Source organism: Chromobacterium rhizoryzae, assembly GCF_020544465.1.
In the GTDB taxonomy this organism is placed as follows: Bacteria; Pseudomonadota; Gammaproteobacteria; order Burkholderiales; family Chromobacteriaceae; genus Chromobacterium.
Map to the genome: position 1 here is coordinate 317,076 of NZ_CP066126.1, position 16,867 is coordinate 333,942.

At 65.1% G+C, this 16,867-nt stretch carries 22 protein-coding genes, 1 other RNA gene and 1 riboswitch; of the genes, 18 read left to right on the forward strand and 5 right to left on the reverse strand.

Features of this window, described 5'->3' with window-relative positions:
• Window positions 1–26 precede the first annotated feature (26 nt).
• The 6 genes from rfaE2 (at window position 27) to speB (ending at window position 5,054) form a co-directional block, all read left to right on the forward strand.
• Window positions 27–527 carry a D-glycero-beta-D-manno-heptose 1-phosphate adenylyltransferase gene (gene rfaE2 / locus JC616_RS01315; protein WP_227106350.1) on the forward strand — a complete coding sequence of 167 codons (501 nt, stop codon included), beginning with the start codon at window positions 27–29 and terminating at the stop codon, window positions 525–527.
• Entirely contained in the window at window positions 524–1,489 is a 966-nt protein-coding gene (locus tag JC616_RS01320) for a biotin--[acetyl-CoA-carboxylase] ligase (RefSeq protein ID WP_227106353.1), read from the forward strand. The genes rfaE2 and JC616_RS01320 overlap by 4 nt, the downstream gene beginning before the upstream one ends.
• Complete coding sequence (locus JC616_RS01325; RefSeq protein WP_227106355.1) at window positions 1,486–2,202, forward strand: type III pantothenate kinase; 717 nt, start codon at window positions 1,486–1,488, stop codon at window positions 2,200–2,202. Before JC616_RS01320 ends, JC616_RS01325 begins: the two co-directional genes overlap by 4 nt.
• Window positions 2,199–3,014: an SPOR domain-containing protein gene (locus tag JC616_RS01330; RefSeq protein WP_227106357.1), complete on the forward strand. Its 816-nt coding sequence runs from the start codon at window positions 2,199–2,201 to the stop codon at window positions 3,012–3,014. The genes JC616_RS01325 and JC616_RS01330 overlap by 4 nt, the downstream gene beginning before the upstream one ends.
• 144 nt (window positions 3,015–3,158) lie before the next feature.
• Window positions 3,159–3,938: a YoaK family protein gene (locus tag JC616_RS01335; RefSeq protein ID WP_107801143.1), complete on the forward strand. Its 780-nt coding sequence runs from the start codon at window positions 3,159–3,161 to the stop codon at window positions 3,936–3,938.
• Window positions 3,939–4,088: 150 nt separating this feature from the next.
• The gene (speB, locus tag JC616_RS01340; protein ID WP_227106359.1) at window positions 4,089–5,054 is read left to right on the forward strand and encodes an agmatinase; all 966 of its coding nucleotides are present in this window, start codon (window positions 4,089–4,091) and stop codon (window positions 5,052–5,054) included.
• 31 nt (window positions 5,055–5,085) lie between these two features.
• Here speB and JC616_RS01345 read toward each other — a convergent pair whose 3' ends face one another.
• From JC616_RS01345 to cobT, 4 genes are all read right to left on the reverse strand, one after another.
• Window positions 5,086–5,550: a GNAT family N-acetyltransferase gene (locus tag JC616_RS01345; protein WP_227106360.1), complete on the reverse strand. Its 465-nt coding sequence runs from the start codon at window positions 5,548–5,550 to the stop codon at window positions 5,086–5,088.
• 89 nt (window positions 5,551–5,639) lie between these two features.
• On the reverse strand, window positions 5,640–6,368 hold the full coding sequence (gene cobS, locus JC616_RS01350) for an adenosylcobinamide-GDP ribazoletransferase (protein WP_227106361.1): 729 nt from the start codon (window positions 6,366–6,368) through the stop codon (window positions 5,640–5,642).
• Window positions 6,356–6,958: a histidine phosphatase family protein gene (locus JC616_RS01355; protein ID WP_227106362.1), complete on the reverse strand. Its 603-nt coding sequence runs from the start codon at window positions 6,956–6,958 to the stop codon at window positions 6,356–6,358. Before JC616_RS01355 ends, cobS begins: the two co-directional genes overlap by 13 nt.
• Complete coding sequence (gene cobT, locus JC616_RS01360) at window positions 6,955–7,998, reverse strand: nicotinate-nucleotide--dimethylbenzimidazole phosphoribosyltransferase (protein WP_227106363.1); 1,044 nt, start codon at window positions 7,996–7,998, stop codon at window positions 6,955–6,957. Before cobT ends, JC616_RS01355 begins: the two co-directional genes overlap by 4 nt.
• A gap of 149 nt (window positions 7,999–8,147) precedes the next feature.
• Window positions 8,148–8,392, forward strand: a riboswitch (cobalamin riboswitch).
• A 181-nt stretch (window positions 8,393–8,573) separates the two neighbouring features.
• On the opposite strand from cobT, the gene JC616_RS01365 reads away from it, so the two are divergent.
• The 8 genes from JC616_RS01365 (at window position 8,574) to JC616_RS01400 (ending at window position 13,550) form a co-directional block, all read left to right on the forward strand.
• A complete protein-coding gene (locus JC616_RS01365; RefSeq protein WP_227106364.1) occupies window positions 8,574–10,415 on the forward strand; it encodes a TonB-dependent receptor domain-containing protein in 1,842 nt (613 codons plus the stop codon).
• A gap of 18 nt (window positions 10,416–10,433) precedes the next feature.
• Window positions 10,434–10,967 carry a bifunctional adenosylcobinamide kinase/adenosylcobinamide-phosphate guanylyltransferase gene (cobU, locus tag JC616_RS01370; protein WP_227106365.1) on the forward strand — a complete coding sequence of 178 codons (534 nt, stop codon included), beginning with the start codon at window positions 10,434–10,436 and terminating at the stop codon, window positions 10,965–10,967.
• Window positions 10,964–11,836: a cobalamin-binding protein gene (locus JC616_RS01375; RefSeq protein WP_227106366.1), complete on the forward strand. Its 873-nt coding sequence runs from the start codon at window positions 10,964–10,966 to the stop codon at window positions 11,834–11,836. The genes cobU and JC616_RS01375 overlap by 4 nt, the downstream gene beginning before the upstream one ends.
• A 21-nt stretch (window positions 11,837–11,857) precedes the next feature.
• Window positions 11,858–12,067: a hypothetical protein gene (locus JC616_RS01380; protein WP_048409989.1), complete on the forward strand. Its 210-nt coding sequence runs from the start codon at window positions 11,858–11,860 to the stop codon at window positions 12,065–12,067.
• Window positions 12,064–12,375, forward strand: coding sequence for a cell division protein ZapA (locus JC616_RS01385; protein ID WP_019101793.1), 312 nt, complete (start codon window positions 12,064–12,066; stop codon window positions 12,373–12,375). The genes JC616_RS01380 and JC616_RS01385 overlap by 4 nt, the downstream gene beginning before the upstream one ends.
• A 31-nt stretch (window positions 12,376–12,406) precedes the next feature.
• A non-coding RNA gene (gene ssrS / locus JC616_RS01390) (6S RNA) lies at window positions 12,407–12,590 on the forward strand.
• A 61-nt stretch (window positions 12,591–12,651) separates the two neighbouring features.
• The gene (locus JC616_RS01395; RefSeq protein WP_264372991.1) at window positions 12,652–13,227 is read left to right on the forward strand and encodes a 5-formyltetrahydrofolate cyclo-ligase; all 576 of its coding nucleotides are present in this window, start codon (window positions 12,652–12,654) and stop codon (window positions 13,225–13,227) included.
• A complete protein-coding gene (locus JC616_RS01400) occupies window positions 13,218–13,550 on the forward strand; it encodes a DUF1294 domain-containing protein (RefSeq protein WP_107801133.1) in 333 nt (110 codons plus the stop codon). Before JC616_RS01395 ends, JC616_RS01400 begins: the two co-directional genes overlap by 10 nt.
• On the opposite strand, the gene JC616_RS01405 is transcribed toward JC616_RS01400, so the two are convergent.
• The gene (locus tag JC616_RS01405) at window positions 13,547–13,738 is read right to left on the reverse strand and encodes a hypothetical protein (protein WP_227106369.1); all 192 of its coding nucleotides are present in this window, start codon (window positions 13,736–13,738) and stop codon (window positions 13,547–13,549) included. The genes JC616_RS01400 and JC616_RS01405 overlap by 4 nt on opposite strands.
• Window positions 13,739–13,864: 126 nt before the next feature.
• Between JC616_RS01405 and JC616_RS01410 the strand changes: the two genes are divergently transcribed.
• The 4 genes from JC616_RS01410 to JC616_RS01425 all read left to right on the forward strand — a co-directional run bounded on the left by JC616_RS01410 (window position 13,865) and on the right by JC616_RS01425 (window position 16,852).
• A complete protein-coding gene (locus JC616_RS01410) occupies window positions 13,865–14,329 on the forward strand; it encodes an EVE domain-containing protein (RefSeq protein ID WP_227106370.1) in 465 nt (154 codons plus the stop codon).
• Window positions 14,323–15,132: a sulfite exporter TauE/SafE family protein gene (locus JC616_RS01415; protein WP_107801130.1), complete on the forward strand. Its 810-nt coding sequence runs from the start codon at window positions 14,323–14,325 to the stop codon at window positions 15,130–15,132. Before JC616_RS01410 ends, JC616_RS01415 begins: the two co-directional genes overlap by 7 nt.
• A gap of 169 nt (window positions 15,133–15,301) precedes the next feature.
• Window positions 15,302–16,255 (forward strand): prolyl aminopeptidase, encoded by a 954-nt coding sequence (pip, locus tag JC616_RS01420; RefSeq protein WP_227106371.1) that lies wholly within the window; start codon window positions 15,302–15,304, stop codon window positions 16,253–16,255.
• A 207-nt stretch (window positions 16,256–16,462) separates the two neighbouring features.
• Window positions 16,463–16,852: a hypothetical protein gene (locus JC616_RS01425; protein WP_107801128.1), complete on the forward strand. Its 390-nt coding sequence runs from the start codon at window positions 16,463–16,465 to the stop codon at window positions 16,850–16,852.
• Window positions 16,853–16,867 lie beyond the last annotated feature (15 nt).

A 16,867-nucleotide genomic window follows, 5' to 3' on the forward strand; every position in this document is an offset into this window, starting at 1 on the left:
ACGATTGCCGAGTTTGAAGGAAGCCGATGTCCTACCCGACACCTTTGTTCGAAAATAAAATCTGCACTCAGGAACAGCTGGCGGACAAGCTGGCGGCCTTGCCGCGCCCCATCGTCTTCACCAATGGCTGCTTCGATATCCTGCACCGCGGGCATGTGACCTATCTCGCGCAGGCGCGCGCCTTGGGAGCCAGCCTGGTGCTGGGTTTGAACACCGACGCCTCGGTGCGCCGTCTGGGCAAGGGCGACGACCGGCCCATCAATCATCAGGACAACCGCGCGGCGGTATTGGCCGCCTTGGAAAGCGTCAGCCTGGTGATCTGTTTCGACGAAGACACCCCGGCGCAGCTGATAGAGCAGGTGCGTCCCGATGTGCTGGTCAAGGGCGGCGACTGGACGCCGGACAAGATCGTCGGCAGCGCCGAGACGCTAGCGCGCGGCGGCCAGGTGCACTCCATTCCCTTCCTGTTCGACACCTCCACCACCTCCACCTTGAATAAGATTCGGGGCAGCGAGGCCGGCCGGTGAGCGAACACGCTTTCGCGGTGCTGCGCCGTCTCGCCGACGGCCGTTTCCATTCCGGCGAAGACATCGCCGGCGAACTGGGCTGTTCCCGCACCCTGGTCTGGCAGGCGGTGCACGCCATCCAGCAAGACCTGGGCGTCACCGTATTCAGCGTGCGCGGGCAGGGCTATCGCTTGGAAGCGCCGTTTGAATGGCTGGACGTGTCGGCCATCCGCGACGGCCTGAGCGAGGCGGCGGCGGATACCTTCACGCTGGCGGTGGCGGAGCGCACCGACTCCACCAATTCCCAGCTGCTGGCGCGCGCCGCCAGCGGCGGCCTGCACGGCCTGGTGTTGGCGACGGAGCTGCAAACCGCCGGCCGCGGGCGCTTGGGGCGGCGCTGGCAGGCGCGGTTGGGCTCGGGCCTGACGTTCTCCCTGCTGTGGCGCTTCGACCGCGGCCTGTCCCAATTGGCCGGCCTGTCCCTGGCGGTAGGGGTGGCCTTGGCTCGGACGCTGCGGCGGCTGGGCGCGCCGGTGGCCTTGAAGTGGCCGAACGATGTGTTGTTGAACGAGCGCAAGTTGGCCGGCATCCTGATAGAACTGTCCGGCGACGCGCTGGGCCCGACCGCGGTGGTGATCGGCATCGGCATGAATGTGGGCGAACCGGGCGAAGTGGATCAGCCGGTGGCCTGTTTGGCCGAGGCGGGCGTCAAGCTGGCGCGCAGCGCGTTGCTGGCGGAGCTGCTGAACGAACTGCACCGGGTGCTGAGCGATTTCGACCGTCATGGCTTCGTGCCCTTGCGGCAGGAGTGGATGAGCTTGTCCGCGCATCAGGACGCGCCGGTCTGCCTGAGTTTTTCCCATGGCGAGCCGGTGCAGGGCGTGGCGCGCGGCGTGGCCGAGAGCGGCGCCCTGCTGGTGGACACCGCCGACGGCGTGAAGACGTATCACGCCGGCGAGGTCAGTTTGAGGAAACTGGCATGAAGTTGTTGATCGACGCCGGTAATAGCCGGGTCAAATGGGCGGTGCATGATGGCCGTGACTGGCTGGTGCAGGGCGCGGTGGAGCACGGCGACATCGCCAGCCTGGCTGAAGTCTGGCGACAATGGCCGATCACGGCCGCCTGGGGCGCGTCGGTGGCGCGGGCGGAGGCGGCGCAAGCCTTGGAGGCGGCAACGCCCTGTCCCTTGCGATGGGTGCGGGCGGAAGCCGGTTTCGGCGGTGTGCGCAACGCCTACCGCAACCCGGCCGAGCAAGGGGCCGACCGCTGGCTGGCGGTGCTGGCCGCGCGGCAACTGCATAGGGACGACTTGATCGTGGCCTGCGCCGGCACCGCGCTGACCGTGGAGGCCTTGACGGCCGAGGGTGATTATCTGGGCGGGCTGATCGTGCCCGGGCTGAAGCTGATGTTGAGCAGCCTGGCGCGCAACACCGCCAATCTGGACCGTTCCGCCGGCGTGGTGACGCCGTTCCCGCAAGGCACGGAAGACGCCTTGGCCAGCGGCGCGGTGTACGCGCTGACCGGCGCGGTGGAAACGCAGCGTCGGCAATTGCAGGCGCATACCGGACGCGCTCCGGTGCGGGTGCTGTTGACCGGCGGCGACGCGGCGCGCTTGGCGCCTTGGCTCGCCGGGCCGGTCGAGATCGTGGATAATCTGGTGTTATTGGGCTTATTAAGAGTGGCCGACGAAAAATGAAGTGGTTTCTAGCCTTGGTCGTGGTGCTGAATTTGCTGGTGGCGATGTATGGCTCGTTCAAACAGCGTCCGCCGGCGGACGTGCGGGCGCAGGAAGTGAGCCCGGAACTGGTCAAGCTGCTACCGGCCAATTGGAAGCCGAACGCCTCCGCGCCGGCCGCGTCCGCCCCGGCGGCGGAGCCGCTGCGCGAATCTTCCGCGCCCAAAGCGGACAAGCCGGCCGCGGCCAAGCCTAAGGCCCAGGAAGCGTCTGCGCCGAAAACAGCGGCCGCCAAGGCGGAGGTCGCCAAAACGGAGACCGCCAAGCCGGAGCCCAAGGCCGAAACGGCCAAGCCGGCGGAAGCCGTCGCGGCCTGCCTGCAATGGGGGCCGCTGGACGACAAGCTGCTGGCCAGGGTCAAGGGCGGCGTGCCGCAGCTCAAGCTCAAGGCCGGCCAGCTGAGCGAGGCCAGCAAGGAAGAAACCGCCGGCGGCGGGCGCTTCTGGGTCTATTATCCGCCGCTGGCCACCCAGGCGGAGACGTCGACGCTGTCGTCGGAACTGAAGGGCAAGGGCTTTGACAACTACATCGTCAAGAACGACGACTTCAAAGGCCATCTGTCGCTGGGCCTGTTCGGCAAGGAAGACGCGGCCAAGGGTCTGGCCGCGCGGCTGAAGGCGGCCGGCTACGACAAGGCGCTGGTGCAGCAGAAGGGGCAGAAGGCGAGCAAGACCACGCTCAGCTTCAAGACGCTGGACGCGCAGCAGGCCGACAAGCTCAAGGGGCTGCAAAAGCGGCTGACGCCGGGAATCGGCCTGAAATCCTGCGGATGAGACGGATAGTCTTGATCTGACCGCTTGCCAGCGCCGGCGCGGCGATGCACTATCAAGCATCGCCCCAAGCGGGCGCAGGCGCAGGTCTTCATTTCTCCGATGACGGCGGCCTCTGGCCGCCGTTGTTCATTCTGTCAGCAGGATATGTCCAGACGAAGCAACATCACCCGGCTGTTGGACCGGGGCCGTTTCAATGACCGCACCTTGCGGCATTTGGGATGGTCCATGGCCTTCATCGCCGGCGCGCTCAACGCCGGCGGTTTTCTCGCCGTGCACCGCTATACCTCGCACATGTCCGGCATCGTGTCCGGCATGGCTGACGAGTTCGCGCTGGGCGAGGTGACGCTGGGCCTGTCCTTGCTGGTGATGCTGCTGTGCTTCATCGCCGGCGCCATGCACAGTTCCTGGCTGATTCTGTGGGCGCGCCGGCAGCGTCTGCGCGGCGGTTACGGCGTGTCCATGATGGAAGAGGCCGGCCTGCTGCTGCTGTTTGGCCTGCTGGGGGCCGCGCTGTCCTTACACAAGGGCTTTTTCACCCCGCTGACCGTGATGCTGCTCTGCTTCATCATGGGCATGCACAACACCATCGTCACCAAGCTGTCCGGCGGCCTGTTGCGCAGCACCCACATGACCGGCATCGCCACCGACATCGGCATCGAGCTGGCCAAGCTCAGCTACTACGGCCGGGAAAGCATGCCCAAGGTCAAGGACGTGCGCGCCAACCGCGTCAAGCTGCGCACCTATCTGCTGATCCTGCTGTCGTTTTTCGGCGGCGGCGTGGTGGGCGCGCTGGGCTTCAAGCATATGGGATACAGCTTCACCCTGCCGCTGGCGCTGCTCTTGTTTCTGCTGGGGCTGCGCCCGGTCTGGTACGACGTGAGACTGCGTTTTCGGCTGTGGCGCATCCAGCTGGAAAGCCATTGATTCGATTGGCTCTTGTGCGTGCGCGCGCATCGCGGCAAACTTCGGGGTTCCGCCCCAAGGGGGGCGGCAGCCTCAAGCCGTCGGCTGTGCAAGATGGACGGTAATCGTCGGGACGCCTGAGCCCGGCGTACTCTCTCGCGGAGAGTATTCATGAGCGAAACCATTTACGGCGACGGCGCGATCCGCCGTCAGGGCCTGTACGGCTCTTCCATTGAAAACACTTATGCCGGCGTGCTGTCCTTCATGCGCCGCAACTATAGCCGAGATCTGACCGGCGCCGACGTGGTGGTGTCCGGCATTCCGCTGGACCTGTCCACCACCTTCCGCTCCGGCGCGCGGCTGGGTCCGCAGGCGATCCGCGCCGCCAGCGTGCAGCTGGCCGAGTTGAGCCCCTTCCCCTGGGGCTTCAACCCCTTCGACGATCTGGCCGTGATCGACTACGGCGATTGCTGGTTCGACGCGCATAATCCGCTGACCATCAAGCCCTCCATCATCGAGCACGCGCGCACCATCCTGGCTTCCGGCGCCAAGATGCTGACCTTCGGCGGCGACCATTTCATCACCTACCCGCTGCTGATCGCGCACGCGGAGAAATACGGCAAGCCGCTGGCGCTGCTGCATTTCGACGCGCACTGCGACACCTGGCCGGACGATGAGCCGGACAGCCTGAACCACGGCACCATGTTCTACAAGGCGGTGAAGGATGGCCTGATCGATCCGAAGAAGTCGGTGCAAGTGGGCATCCGCACCTGGAACGACGACTTCATGGGCATGAATGTGCTGGACGCGCCCTGGGTGCACGACAACGGCGTGGACGCCACCATCGCGCGCATCAAGGAAGTGATCGGCGACAGCCCGGTCTACCTGACCTTCGACATCGACTGTCTGGACCCGGCCTTCGCGCCGGGCACCGGCACCCCGGTGCCGGGCGGCCTCAGCAGCGCTCAGGCTTTGAAGATCGTCCGCAATCTGGGCGATCTGAACATCGTCGGCATGGACGTGGTGGAAGTGGCGCCCGCGTACGACAATAGCGAGGTGACCGCCCTCGCCGCCGCGCATCTGGCCTGTGACATGCTGTGCCTGATGCGCAATAAGAAGCTGGCCGGCACGCTTTGAACCGTTGACGCATGCAAGAACGCCGCTCTCATCAAGCGGCGTTTTTATTTGCGCGGAACCAGGACCAGGCGCGCGCCGGCTGTGCCGCCGGCTCGCGCCGCAGCTCCATATAGCGTTCGCCGTCGCGCAGTTCGGCAAAGCCCAGCCGGCGGTAGAACGGGCGCGCGTCGCGGGACACCAGCAGAAAGCGCCGCAGCTGCTGCAGCTCGGGGTGGGCCAGCGCCGCCTCCATCAAGGCGCGGCCGACGCCGAGGCGACGTGCCTCGGCCAGCACGAACACATCGGACAAATAGGCGAAGCTGGCGTAGTCGGTGACGATGCGGGCAAAGCCCAGTTGCCGTTGTCCGCGGTAGGCGCCGAACACCAGCGAGTGCGCTATGGCCTTGTCCAGCTGCTCCGGCGTCAGGCCTTGCGCCCAGTGGGTTTGAGACAGGAAGCGCTGAATCATGTCGCGGTCCAGCCGGCCGCGCTCGCAGCTGATCTCCAGATGGGCCATGGCGGCTCCGTGCGATGACGACGCCGCCAGTATCCGCGCTCGGCATCACCGCGGGATGACGGGGAGATGGCGGTATCGTTGCAGCGCTGCTAGAGCGCCGGCCAGCGGACCGCCAAAAGCAGCAAGAGACCGATTTCGCACAGCTCAATGCCCGCGCCCAGGCAGTCCCCGGTCATGCCGCCCAGCTTGCGCAGCAGGAAGCGCCGCCAGGCCAGCGCCGCCAAAGGCGCCAGCAGCAATGCCGGGGCCAGCCAGGCCGACAGCGCCGCCAGCAGCGCCGCGTTGACCGCCAAGCTGGGGCCGTGCCGCCGCCAGGCGAAGCGTTCGCCGCTGCCGGGCGCGATCGCCGGCAGGCTGGCCGACCAGTACACCGCGAAACAGCGGCACCAGGCGGGGATCAGCAGCAGGCCCCAGGGCGGCGCCGGCTGTTTGGCCAGCAACATCAGCAAGACCAGCTTGGCGACGACGGCCAGGATCAGCGCCAGCGCGCCGAAGCTGCCGACGTGAGGATCTTTCAGCACCTCGAAGAAACGTTCGCGCGAACGGTGGGCGGCGCCCAGCGCATCGGCGAGATCGCCCAAGCCGTCCAGATGCAGGCCGCCGGTGACCCAGGTCCACATCAAGAGCGCCAGCAGCGCCGCCAGCCAAGGATCGCTCAAACGGCCCAGGGTCAGCGCCGCCAGCAATAGCGCGCCGACGATCAAGCCCACCGCGGCGAACCAGCGCGCGCTGTCGGCCAGCCACTCGGGCTTGAACTCGCGCAGCTGCGGCGTGGGCAGGCGGGTCAGGAACTGCAGCGCCAGAATCAGTCCGCGCACGGTGCTTCCAGCCGCATCAAATAGGCCGGGTGCCCGTCCAGGATGGATAATTGGGCAAAGCCGCCGCGCTGCACCGTCATCAGCTTGGCCACCGCAAAATCGGCGCCCAGCAACTCCGCCAGCAAGGTGGTGATGACGCCGCCGTGGGTGACCAGCACGCGGTGGCTGCCGCTGGCCGTGGTCATCCACTCGGACAGGCCGGCCAGCACTCGGGTGCGGAAGCCATCGTAAGCTTCGCCGCCCGGCGGCGTCAGCTCCCCGGTCGCCAGTTTGGCGCGCCAGTCCGGATAGCGCTGCGCCAGCACCTGCACGTCCATGCCGTCCCAGTCGCCAAAGTCCATTTCCGCGAAGCGCGGGTCCACTTTCAGCGTCAGCGAGCCGTGCAGAGCGTGCTGGACCGCGAACTCGCGGCAGCGCTGCAAGGGCGAGCTGGCCATCGCGGTGACCGGCGCCAGCGCGCAAATGCGCTGCCAGCTTTGCGCCATCTGAATGTGTCCGGTGGCGTTCAGCGGCAGATCGCAACTGCCGATCAAGCGGCCCTCATGATCGATTTCGCCGTGACGCAACAGGGTCAGGGTATAGGGGTTCATTCCGCTTTTCCGGTGATGCCCGCCTCGGCGAAGGTGGCCATCTCGTTGTGCAGGCGGATGGCCATTTGCAGCAAGGGCACGCACAAGGCGGCGCCGGATCCCTCGCCCAGATGCATGCCCAGGTCCAGCACCGGCTCCAGCTTCAGCGCGTGCAGCGCCAGCAGGTGCCCGGTTTCTTCCGAGCGGTGGCTGGCCAGCAGCCAATCTCCCACGCGCGGCTCCAGCGCCAGCGCGCAGAGCGCGGCGGCGCTGGAAATGAAGCCGTCCACCAGCGCCGGCGCGCCTTGCGCGGCGCTTTCCAGATAGAAGCCGGCCATGGCGGCGATTTCCAGGCCGCCCAGCTCGGCCAGGATGTCCAGCGCGGACAAATCGCGTCCGGCGACGCGGGCCAGCGCGGTGCGCACCACTTGGCGCTTGGTGTCCAGGCCGGCCTCGTCCAGGCCGGTGCCGCGGCCGACGATGCGTTCCGGCGGCAAGTCCGCCAGCCGGCAGATCAGCGCGGCGGACGCGGTGGTGTTGCCTATGCCCATGTCGCCGGCGATCAGCAAATTGGCGCCGCCGTCCAGCGCGCGGCGCGCGGCCAGGCGGCCCACTTCCAGCGCGGCCTCCGCCTGTGCCGGCGTCATTGCGGCCTCCCTGGCCAGATTGCCGGTGCCGGCCCGCACTTTGGCGTGGACGATGGGCAGCGCGGAGACGTCGCTGAGCACGCCGGCGTCCACCACCTCCAGCCTGGCGTCCAGGCTTTGCGCCAACACGCAGATGGCCGCGCCGCCATTGGCGAAATTGCGCACCATTTCGCCGGTCACCACCGAGGGATAGGCGGACACGCCTTCCGCCGTCACGCCGTGATCGCCGGCGAACACCGTGATCGCCGGCCGCAGCGCGTCCGGGCAGACCTTGCCCTGCCAGGCGGCGAAGCGGCAGGCCAGCTCTTCCAGCCTGCCCAGGCTGCCCGCCGGCTTGGTGAGTGTGGCCTGGCGGGCGCGGGCGGCCTGGTAGGCGGCGAAATCGGGTGAGCGAAAGGTATCGATGAATGTCATGAGATGGCCAACTCCAGCCTGGATGAGAGAGTGATTCAGCGGCGACTTTAAGCGATAGCCCGCCACCGGGGCAACCCGCAGCCGGTGGACGATTTGATCCTAACTAAACATATTTCTTTTGGCGCCATCCCGTCGGGATGCTCTCCGGTATAATCCGGAACCTAGCAGGTGTCCGCGGCTCAAGCGCCGCGGATGAAACGGGAAGCCGGTGCAAGACCGGCGCTGCCCCCGCAACGGTAAGGCCTGGCGTGTGAAGCTGTTCAACCGAGTCGCGCTCGACGCGCGAGACGTTGAACCTCAACGCCCAGGCGATGCAAGGGCCACTGTCCATCGGATGGGAAGGCGCATCGCCGCAAGGCCGAGCCCGGAGACCGGCCTGCTGGCATGCGCGATCATGGAAACCACACTCGCGCCCGCCCAATGGCCGCCCGGAAGGCGGCCGCACTGGAGTATCGCGGGGAGGCGATCCGACAGACGGCCCGGCGTCCTGCCGCGGCGTCCCCCTTTTCATGCCTTCTTCGCACTCTTCCTAACCATGCCGTCGCGGCGGCCAGATTCGATGTGGAGTGTGTTTCATGTTCAAACCCCAACAATGCGCCTTGCTGGTCTCGCTGGCCTGCGCCGGCCAGGCCTATGCCGCCAATGTGCCCGAGTTCGCCGGGGATCCGGTAGTGGTGACTGCTACGCGCCAGCCGCAGGAAATTTCCAAGACCTTGTCCGATGTGAGTGTGATTACGCGTGAGCAGATTGAGCAATCAGCGGCAACCAGCTTACCTCAGTTGCTGTCGCGTCAAGGTGGCCTGGAAATTGTCAGTACGGGAACGCGTGGTGCACCGTCCAGTATTTTCATGCGTGGAGCCAACGCCAATCAGACGGTGGTGTTAGTGGACGGCGTGCGTATCGTCTCGGCTACAACAGGCACCAGCGCAGTGGAGAACATTCCTCTCGAACAGATCGAGAGAGTGGAGATTTTGAGAGGGTCTGGTTCCAGTCTATATGGCGCGGATGCGATTGGTGGTGTGATCCAGATTTTTACTCGTGAAGGCAAAGGTAGTCCCAAGTTGAATGCCAGCTTTGGTGTGGGCGACCATGGCCTGATGAAGGCCGGGGCAGGGATCAGCGGTAAAGTTGAGAATACGGCGTTCAGCCTGAATTTGAACCATGAAATGAACGAAGGTATTTCCGCGACGAATCGGGACAGTTCAAACTACAATCCGGATCGAGATCCGTATCGCAACCTTTCATATAGCGCTAACGTTACCCAAACACTGTTGCCGGGGCATGAACTGACAGTGCGTGCTTTTCAAACCTTTAGCAAACTTGATTTCGACCAATCGTCTGTGGGCGAAGATTTGCAGAAAAACAGGCAAAACGGCTTTACGATTCAATCAAAAAACGCGTTGACTGATCATTGGTCCAGCACTTTGCGTTTCAGTCATACCGTTGATCGTCAAGAGACGTGGGTTGCCAGTGATATGGTTAACCGTAGCAGCTTGATAGAAACTCGTCAGAATGAATGGTTCTGGCAGAATGATATCAAGACAGGCATAGGCACTTTCTTGGCTGGCGCGGTGCATACTCAGCAGAATGTTGACGGTCAATCTACTTATTTGCCGAATGGGTACTCGGTGACTCAACGCACCAATAATGCCGGATTTGTAGGCTACTCCGGGGAGTTCGGCCATAATTTGGTGCAGGCAAACCTACGCAATGATAGGGACTCCCAGTTTGGAGGTAAGACGACAGGACAGCTGGCCTATGGTTATCGCTTCAGCGATGAGTTGACTGCGCGTGCCAGCTATGGAACGGCATACAAGGCGCCAACCTTCAATGACTTGTATTGGCCCAACTATGGCAACCCGTCATTGCAGCCTGAAACCTCGCGTAATATCGAGCTGGGCTTGAAGTGGCTTGGTAAAGGCCGCCGCTTGGAACTGTCCTGGTTTGATAATCGAATTGAAAACCTGATTGTTTATCAGAAAGACCACTCCCTCAATCGTGATGCCCATATTAGGGGCGTCACTTTGTCCGGCGCTGCTACATATGGTGCGTGGGATCTTAGCGGTTCGGCTACCTACCAGGATCCGATTGATGAGAGCAGCCATTTACAGTTGCAACGTCGTGCGCGTGCCTTTGCTCAACTGAGTGCCGCCTATGACTGGGGTAAGGCGATCACAGGGGTTGAATGGCAGGCTAGCGCCAAGCGTCCGGATGTTGACTACCGGCCTTATCCCAATGTTCCAGTCACGCTGGGCGGTTATTCATTGACCAATCTGTTCGCCAACTACCGTTTAGCCAAGGAATGGACGGCAATGATGCGTCTGACCAATGTCTTCGAGAAACGCTACACCACGGCTTATGGCTACAACACCAGTGGTTTAGGTGGTTATCTCGGCGTCACCTACCAGGCGCAGTAAAAGTGTAGAGGTGTAACCATGCTCCACCTGATCACCGGCGGCGCGCGCAGCGGCAAGAGCCGCTACGCCGAAACCCTGGCCTTGGCCCACCCGGGTCCGGTCTGCTATCTGGCGACGGCCGAGCTGCGCGGCGGCGACGCCGAGTTCGCCGCTCGCGTCGAACACCATCGTCGACGGCGTCCGGCGGCGTGGTCGCAAGCGGAGGCCGGCCGCGGCTTGGCCGCCGAGCTGCTGCGTCGCGACGCGGCGGGCGGCCTGCTTTTGGTCGACTGCCTGGGCATGTGGCTGATGCGCTTTTTCAACGAGGACGGCGGTTTCGACACCGCCGGTTTCGAACAGGAACGCGCCGCGCTGCTGGCGGCATTGGAACAGGCCCGAGGCGAGGTGCTGCTGGTCAGCAATGAAATCGGCTGGGGCGTGGTGTCGGCCAATGCCCAGACCCGATGCTTCGTCGACGAGCTGGGGCGGGTGAATCAAGCGGTGGCGGAGGTCTGCCAGCGGGTGACGCTGGTGGCCTGCGGCTTGCCGCTGGTGTTGAAAGGCGAGATATGAGACGGTTGCCGGTTCTGGCCTTGCTGCTGGGCGCGCTGCCGGCTTTGGCGGCGGTCAGCGCCCAGGACGGCGGTGGCCAGACCATCACGCTGGCGCAGCCGGCGCAAAGGATTCTGACCCTGGTGCCGCACGCCACGGAAATGCTGTACGCGGTGGGCGCCGGCGACAAGCTGGTGGCCACGGTGGAACATAGCGACCATCCGGACGCCGCCAAGCGTTTGCCGCGGGTGGGCAGCTTCACCGGCTTCAGCCTGGAGGCGGTGATGCGGCAGCGGCCGGATCTGGTGGTGGCCTGGCGCGACGGCGGCGCGCCGCGCGAACTGGAGCGCTTGCGCGGCCTGGGCATTCCCGTCTATCTGAGTCACCCTTTGCAGCCGGACGACGTGGCCAAGGAAATGCTGGCCTTGGGGCGGCTGGCGGGCGTGGACGCCGCGGCCGGCAAGGCGGCCGCGAGCTATCGCCAGCGCCTGGCCGAGTTGCGCCGGCGTTACGGCGCGCGCGCGCCGGTGCGGGTGTTCTATCAGGTTAGCCAAACGCCCATTTTCACCGTCAGCGATCAAAGCTTCATGGGGCCGCTGATCAGCTTATGCGGCGGCGTCAACGTGTTTGGCGATGTCCGGCAGCCGGCGCCGCAAGTGTCCGCCGCCACCGTGGTGGCCGCGCGTCCGCAGGCCATTCTGGCCGGTGACGAGGCCAGCCTGCGGATGTGGCGTCGTTGGCAGACGCTGCCGGCGGTGGCCAAAGACGCCTTGTTCGCCTTGCCGGGCGACGCCATGGTCGTGCCCGGCCCGCGGCTGGTGGACGGCGCGGCGGCCCTGTGTCTCGCGCTGGACACAGCGCGGCAGCGGCTGGGTTTGACGGCCAAGTGAGCGCCGGCTATCCTCGCCGCCATGGACAAGGAACTGGAATATCTCGAGTCGCGGGTGACGGCGTTGGTGGCGCGCATTCGCGAACTTGAAACACAAAACGGCCGTTTTGCCGAAGCGCTGTCCGAAGCGCTGCGCGACAATGCGGAGCTGAACTTCAGAGTGAACGAAACCCGCGCGCGGGTGGCGGCTCTGGTCGAGCGCCTGCCCAAGGCGTCGGAGGATGCGGAATGAGCGACGTGGCTCAGGTTGAAATCGAACTGCTGGGACGTTCCTTCACCATCGGCACCCCGGCGGAAGAAAAGGAAACGCTGCAAGAGGCGGTGCGTCTGCTGGCCGGCAAGATCGAAATGATCCAGCAGCACGGCAAGGTGATGGACGCCGACAAGATCGCCATCATGGCCGCCTTGAACATCGCCCACGATTTGTTGAAGACAAAAGTGGGAGAGGGCTTGGAGATGGCGGCGTTTCAGCGTAAAATACGCAGTATGAGCGAAGCAGCCGACCAGGCGCTCCGCGAAAGCCAGCAAGCGCTGTTTTAAACCGCAGCCCGCTGGCGAACACCAAGGTCAGTACCCCCTGCGGTGTTTGTGAAGGCACACAATTCCTTTGTACCAATGCGTTCGCTTCAGGCTGCCAGCGTGAGTCATGGGCGTGCCGCGTCCTCTTGAGGATGCGCCCGAAATGACTGGCAGGCGGCCCTCCCTGGAAACAGGGTACAAGCGAATTTTGCCCGAACGACACTCGCGGGGGCTCCCCCCTCTGCCATGACCGCACCCTCTCTTGTTTCCGATCCGTTTTCCGTCGACAAGCCCGCATTGCGCAGGAAAATTCGCCGCGCGCGTCAGGCCCTGAGCGCTTCTTACCGTTTGCAGGCGATGCGGGTGATCGCGCGTTACGCCTCGCGGCTGCTCAAGCGCGGCAAGCGCGTGGGCGCTTATCTGGCCGCCGGCTCGGAGCTGGATCTGGAAATCCTGATGAGCGCAGCGTTGTGGCGCGGCGCGGAAGTCTATCTGCCGCAGATTCCGCAGCGTGGCCGCCGGCTGTGGTTCAGCCGTCTGGGCGCGGCTGACCGCTGGTATCTGCATCCGCGCTACCGGATCGCCGAATACGATGGCCCGGCGCTGCGCGCCGAACGGCTGGACGTGTTGTTCGTGCCGCTGCTGGCCATCGACGACGAGGGCTATCGCATGGGGCAGGGCGGCGGCTTCTACGACACCACGCTGGCCTTCCGCCAGCGCGCGCGCTTGTTCGGCAAGCCCTTGCTGGTGGGCGTGGCCTACGATTGCCAGCGCGTCGAGCGCGTGCCGCGCGAGCCCTGGGACGTCCGGCTGGATTATTTGCTGACCGAATCCGGCTTGCGCCGGCTGCCTTTGAGCCCCCTATGCCGATAGCCATCGTCTTCCTGGCCGTTTTGCCGGCCTTGGCCCTGCTGGGGCGGCTGGAGTGGGCGGTGGCGTGGCTGTATCTGAGCTTGAGCCTGCTCTGCTTCATTCTGTACTGGCGCGACAAGCGGGCGGCGGAGCGCGGCGGGCCGCGCACGCCGGAAGCCCGGCTGCTGTGGTTGGGTGTGCTATGCGGTTGGCCCGGCGGCCTGATGGCGCGCCGGCTGTTTCGCCACAAAACCGTCAAGCAGCCGTTCCGGCTGCTGTTCTGGTGCGGCGCGGCGCTGAATCTGGCCTTGCTGGGCGGCTGGCTGTATCTGCGCGCGGCTTAGCGCCAGGGGCGGCGGCCGTAGTCGCCGTAATAGCCGTAGACGGGCGTCACCACGACGGGCGTCGGGCGCACTACCACCGGCGCGGGTCTGACGACTACCGGCGCCGCCCGGGGCGGCACCACCACGCAGGCGCTCAAGGCGCCGCTCAGCAACAGGCCCATCACCAGCTGTTTTTCATGCGTTTTCATGGTCTTCCCTTTCCATATCGCTTCAGAACCCCCTTTCGGGGCGGTGAAGACAGCCTAAGCCGCAATCTTTCCAGTAAGATTGAGCAAGCGTTAACCCTTTCCCTGACTGATTAACAGACATTGCCCATGCGATACTGGCTGATGAAGTCCGAACCGGACGATACCTCGATCGACGATCTCGCCGCCGAGCCCGAACGCTTGTTCGAGTGGACCGGCGTGCGCAATTACCAGGCGCGCAACTTCATGCGCGACGGCATGCAAGAGGGGGACCGGCTGCTGTTCTGGCACTCGTCCTGCCCGGAGCCGGGCGTGGCCGGCCTGGCGGAAATCGCCGCCTCCGCGCATCCGGACTCCAGCCAGTTCGACCCGGAAAGCCCTTACTACGACCCCAAGTCCTCTCCCGACGCGCCGCGCTGGTTGGCGGTGGACGTGCGTTTCCTGCGCAAGACCCGGCTGCTGTCCCCGGCCGAGCTGCGCCGGCACCCGCCGCTGGCGGAGATGACGGTGCTCAAGCGCGGCAACCGGCTGTCCATCACCCCGCTGAGCGAGGACGAATGGCGCTATATCACTGAACAGCTGCTGGCATGCTGAGCGTGCCGCTGATTCTGGCGCTGCTGGCCTGCGGCGCGGTGGCCGGCTTTCTGGCCGGCCTGCTCGGCGTCGGCGGCGGCCTGGTCATCGTGCCCGTGGTGTTGGGGGTCTTGTCCGCCGCGCATCTGGGCGGCGACCATGCTCAGCATCTGGCGGTGGGCACCTCGCTGGCGGTAATGGTGTTCACCAGCCTGTCCAGCGTGCGCGCTCATCATAAAAAGGGCGCGGTGGACTGGCGCATTGTGCGGGCGATGGCGCCGGCGATGGTGGTCGGCACCTTGCTGGGCAGCCTGATCGCCGGCGCGATTTCCGGGCTGGCGTTGAAATGGTTCTTCGTCGGCTATGCCTACCTGGTCGCCGTGCAGATGTTCTTCAATCTCAAGCCGCAAGCCAGCCGCGGAATGCCGGGCCAGGCCGGGCAGTGGGGCGCCGGCGGCGCGATAGGCATGATCTCCAGCTGGGTGGGCATAGGCGGCGGTTCGATGAGCGTGCCCTATATGAGCTGGTGCAATGTGCCGGTGCACACCGCCATCGCCACCAGCGCGGCCTTGGGCTGGCCCATCGCCGTGTCCGGCGCCGTCGGCTATCTCTACAGCGGCTGGAGCGTTGCCGGCTTGCCGGCAGGCGCCTTGGGCTTTATCTACCTGCCGGCGATGCTGGCGCTGATGCTGATGACGGTGCTGATGGCGCCGCTGGGCGCGCGCGCCGCGCACAAGCTGCCGGTGGCCCGTTTGAAGCAGGTGTTCGCCGCCTTGATGGCGACGATGGCCAGTGAGATGTTGTATAGCCTGCTGCGCGGCTAAGAATCCTGTTCATAGTCTGCTGTGCTTTGGCGATACGGCGTTAAAAACCAGCTCAAAATGCTCAGTACCCCTCGTACATTCCGCTTTTTCGCTAATTTTCGCCTTGTCTCGCTCTGGCTCGCGAGCCTTTGAACAGGCTCTGAGAAACCGAACTTTTGATGGAGAAGCCATGCTGTATCCGCCGATAGAACCGTTTGCCAGCGGCATGCTGCCGCTGGACGGCTTGCATTCCATGTACTGGGAGCAGTGCGGCCAGCCGCAGGGGTATCCGGTCCTCTATCTGCACGGCGGGCCCGGAGACGGCTGCGTGCCGGCCTGCCGCCAGTTGTTCGACCCCGGTTTTTACCGCGCGGTGCTGTTCGATCAGCGCGGCAGCGGCCGCTCCTCGCCGCGCGGCGAGCTGCGCGACAACAGCACCGCCCATCTGGTGGCGGACATCGAGCGGCTGCGCGAGCAACTGGGCATAGAGCGCTGGCTGGTGTTCGGCGGCTCCTGGGGCAGCACGCTGGCGCTGGCTTACGCCCAGGCGTATCCGGAACGCGTCAGCGGCCTGATTCTGCGCGGCATTTTCCTGGGCGAGCGCCGCGAGATCGACTGGTTTCTGCACGGCATGGGTCAGTTCTTTCCCGAGGAGTGGCAACGCTTCGTCGCGCCCATCCCGGAGGCGGAGCGCGGCGATTTGCTGGCCGCCTATTACCGGCGGCTGACCGATCCGGACCCGGCGGTGCACCTGCCGGCCTGCCGCGCCTGGGGCCGCTACGAGGGCGCTTGCGTCGCGCTGCGCCCCAATGCCGATGCCGCCGAGCGCGCCGGCAGCGAATACGTGGCCTTGTCGCTGGCGCGGCTGGAGGCCCATTACTTCGTCAACCGCGTGTTTTTGCCGGAAGGCGCGCTGCTGGATGGGCTGGCGCGCATCCGCCACATTCCCGCCGCCATCGTGCAAGGCCGTTACGACGTGGTCTGCCCGCCCTCCACCGCGCTGAGGCTGGCCCAGGCCTGGCCGCAGGCCCACTACGAACTGGTGGAAGCCGCCGGCCACTCTGTGTGGGAGCCGGGCATACTCGAGGCGCTGCTGCGGCAACTGGAGCGCTTCCGCGACGCCCATCTGGCCGGCCGGGTCTAAGAACGTGTTTACGATCTCGCGAGCGAAGGCGAGACAAGGCGAAAACGCTTGAAGAAGCGGAATGCACAGGTGGCGCATGAGCATCCTGAAAGCGTTTTCAACGCGGTATCGCCGAAGCGCGGCAGACTTTGAATCGCTTCTAAGCCCGCGCAACTATTTGGCGCGTAGGCCGGTCGAATCTGGTTTTCGACAAGGAAAGACTGGCAATTGAAAACCATCGTTCTCTGCGCCGCGGCCTTACTGGCCGGAATGCCCGCCGCCGCCTCCGCCTATAGCGACGAGACGCGCTTCCCCTTTGCCGGCCAGCCCGGCGAACTGCCGCTGGAAGTGGTGTTGCGCTTCGCCAAGAACCGGCTGGGCGAAGACGGCCAGTTCGAATACCGCAGCCTGAAAGTGATCCAGACCAGCCCGCCGGAAGCCTTCGACAAGGCCAGCATCGCGCTGCTGCGCGAAGGTCTGATGGACGACAGCGTCAAGGGCATGCGCCAGCGCTTCCAGCTCTCCCGCGAAGGCAATGTCTGGACCATACGCTCGGTGAAGGAGGATTTCTCCTGCTGGCGCGGCCGCAAAGGCTGGGGCGTCAAGCCCTGCCCTTGACGGCGACGGGTCAAG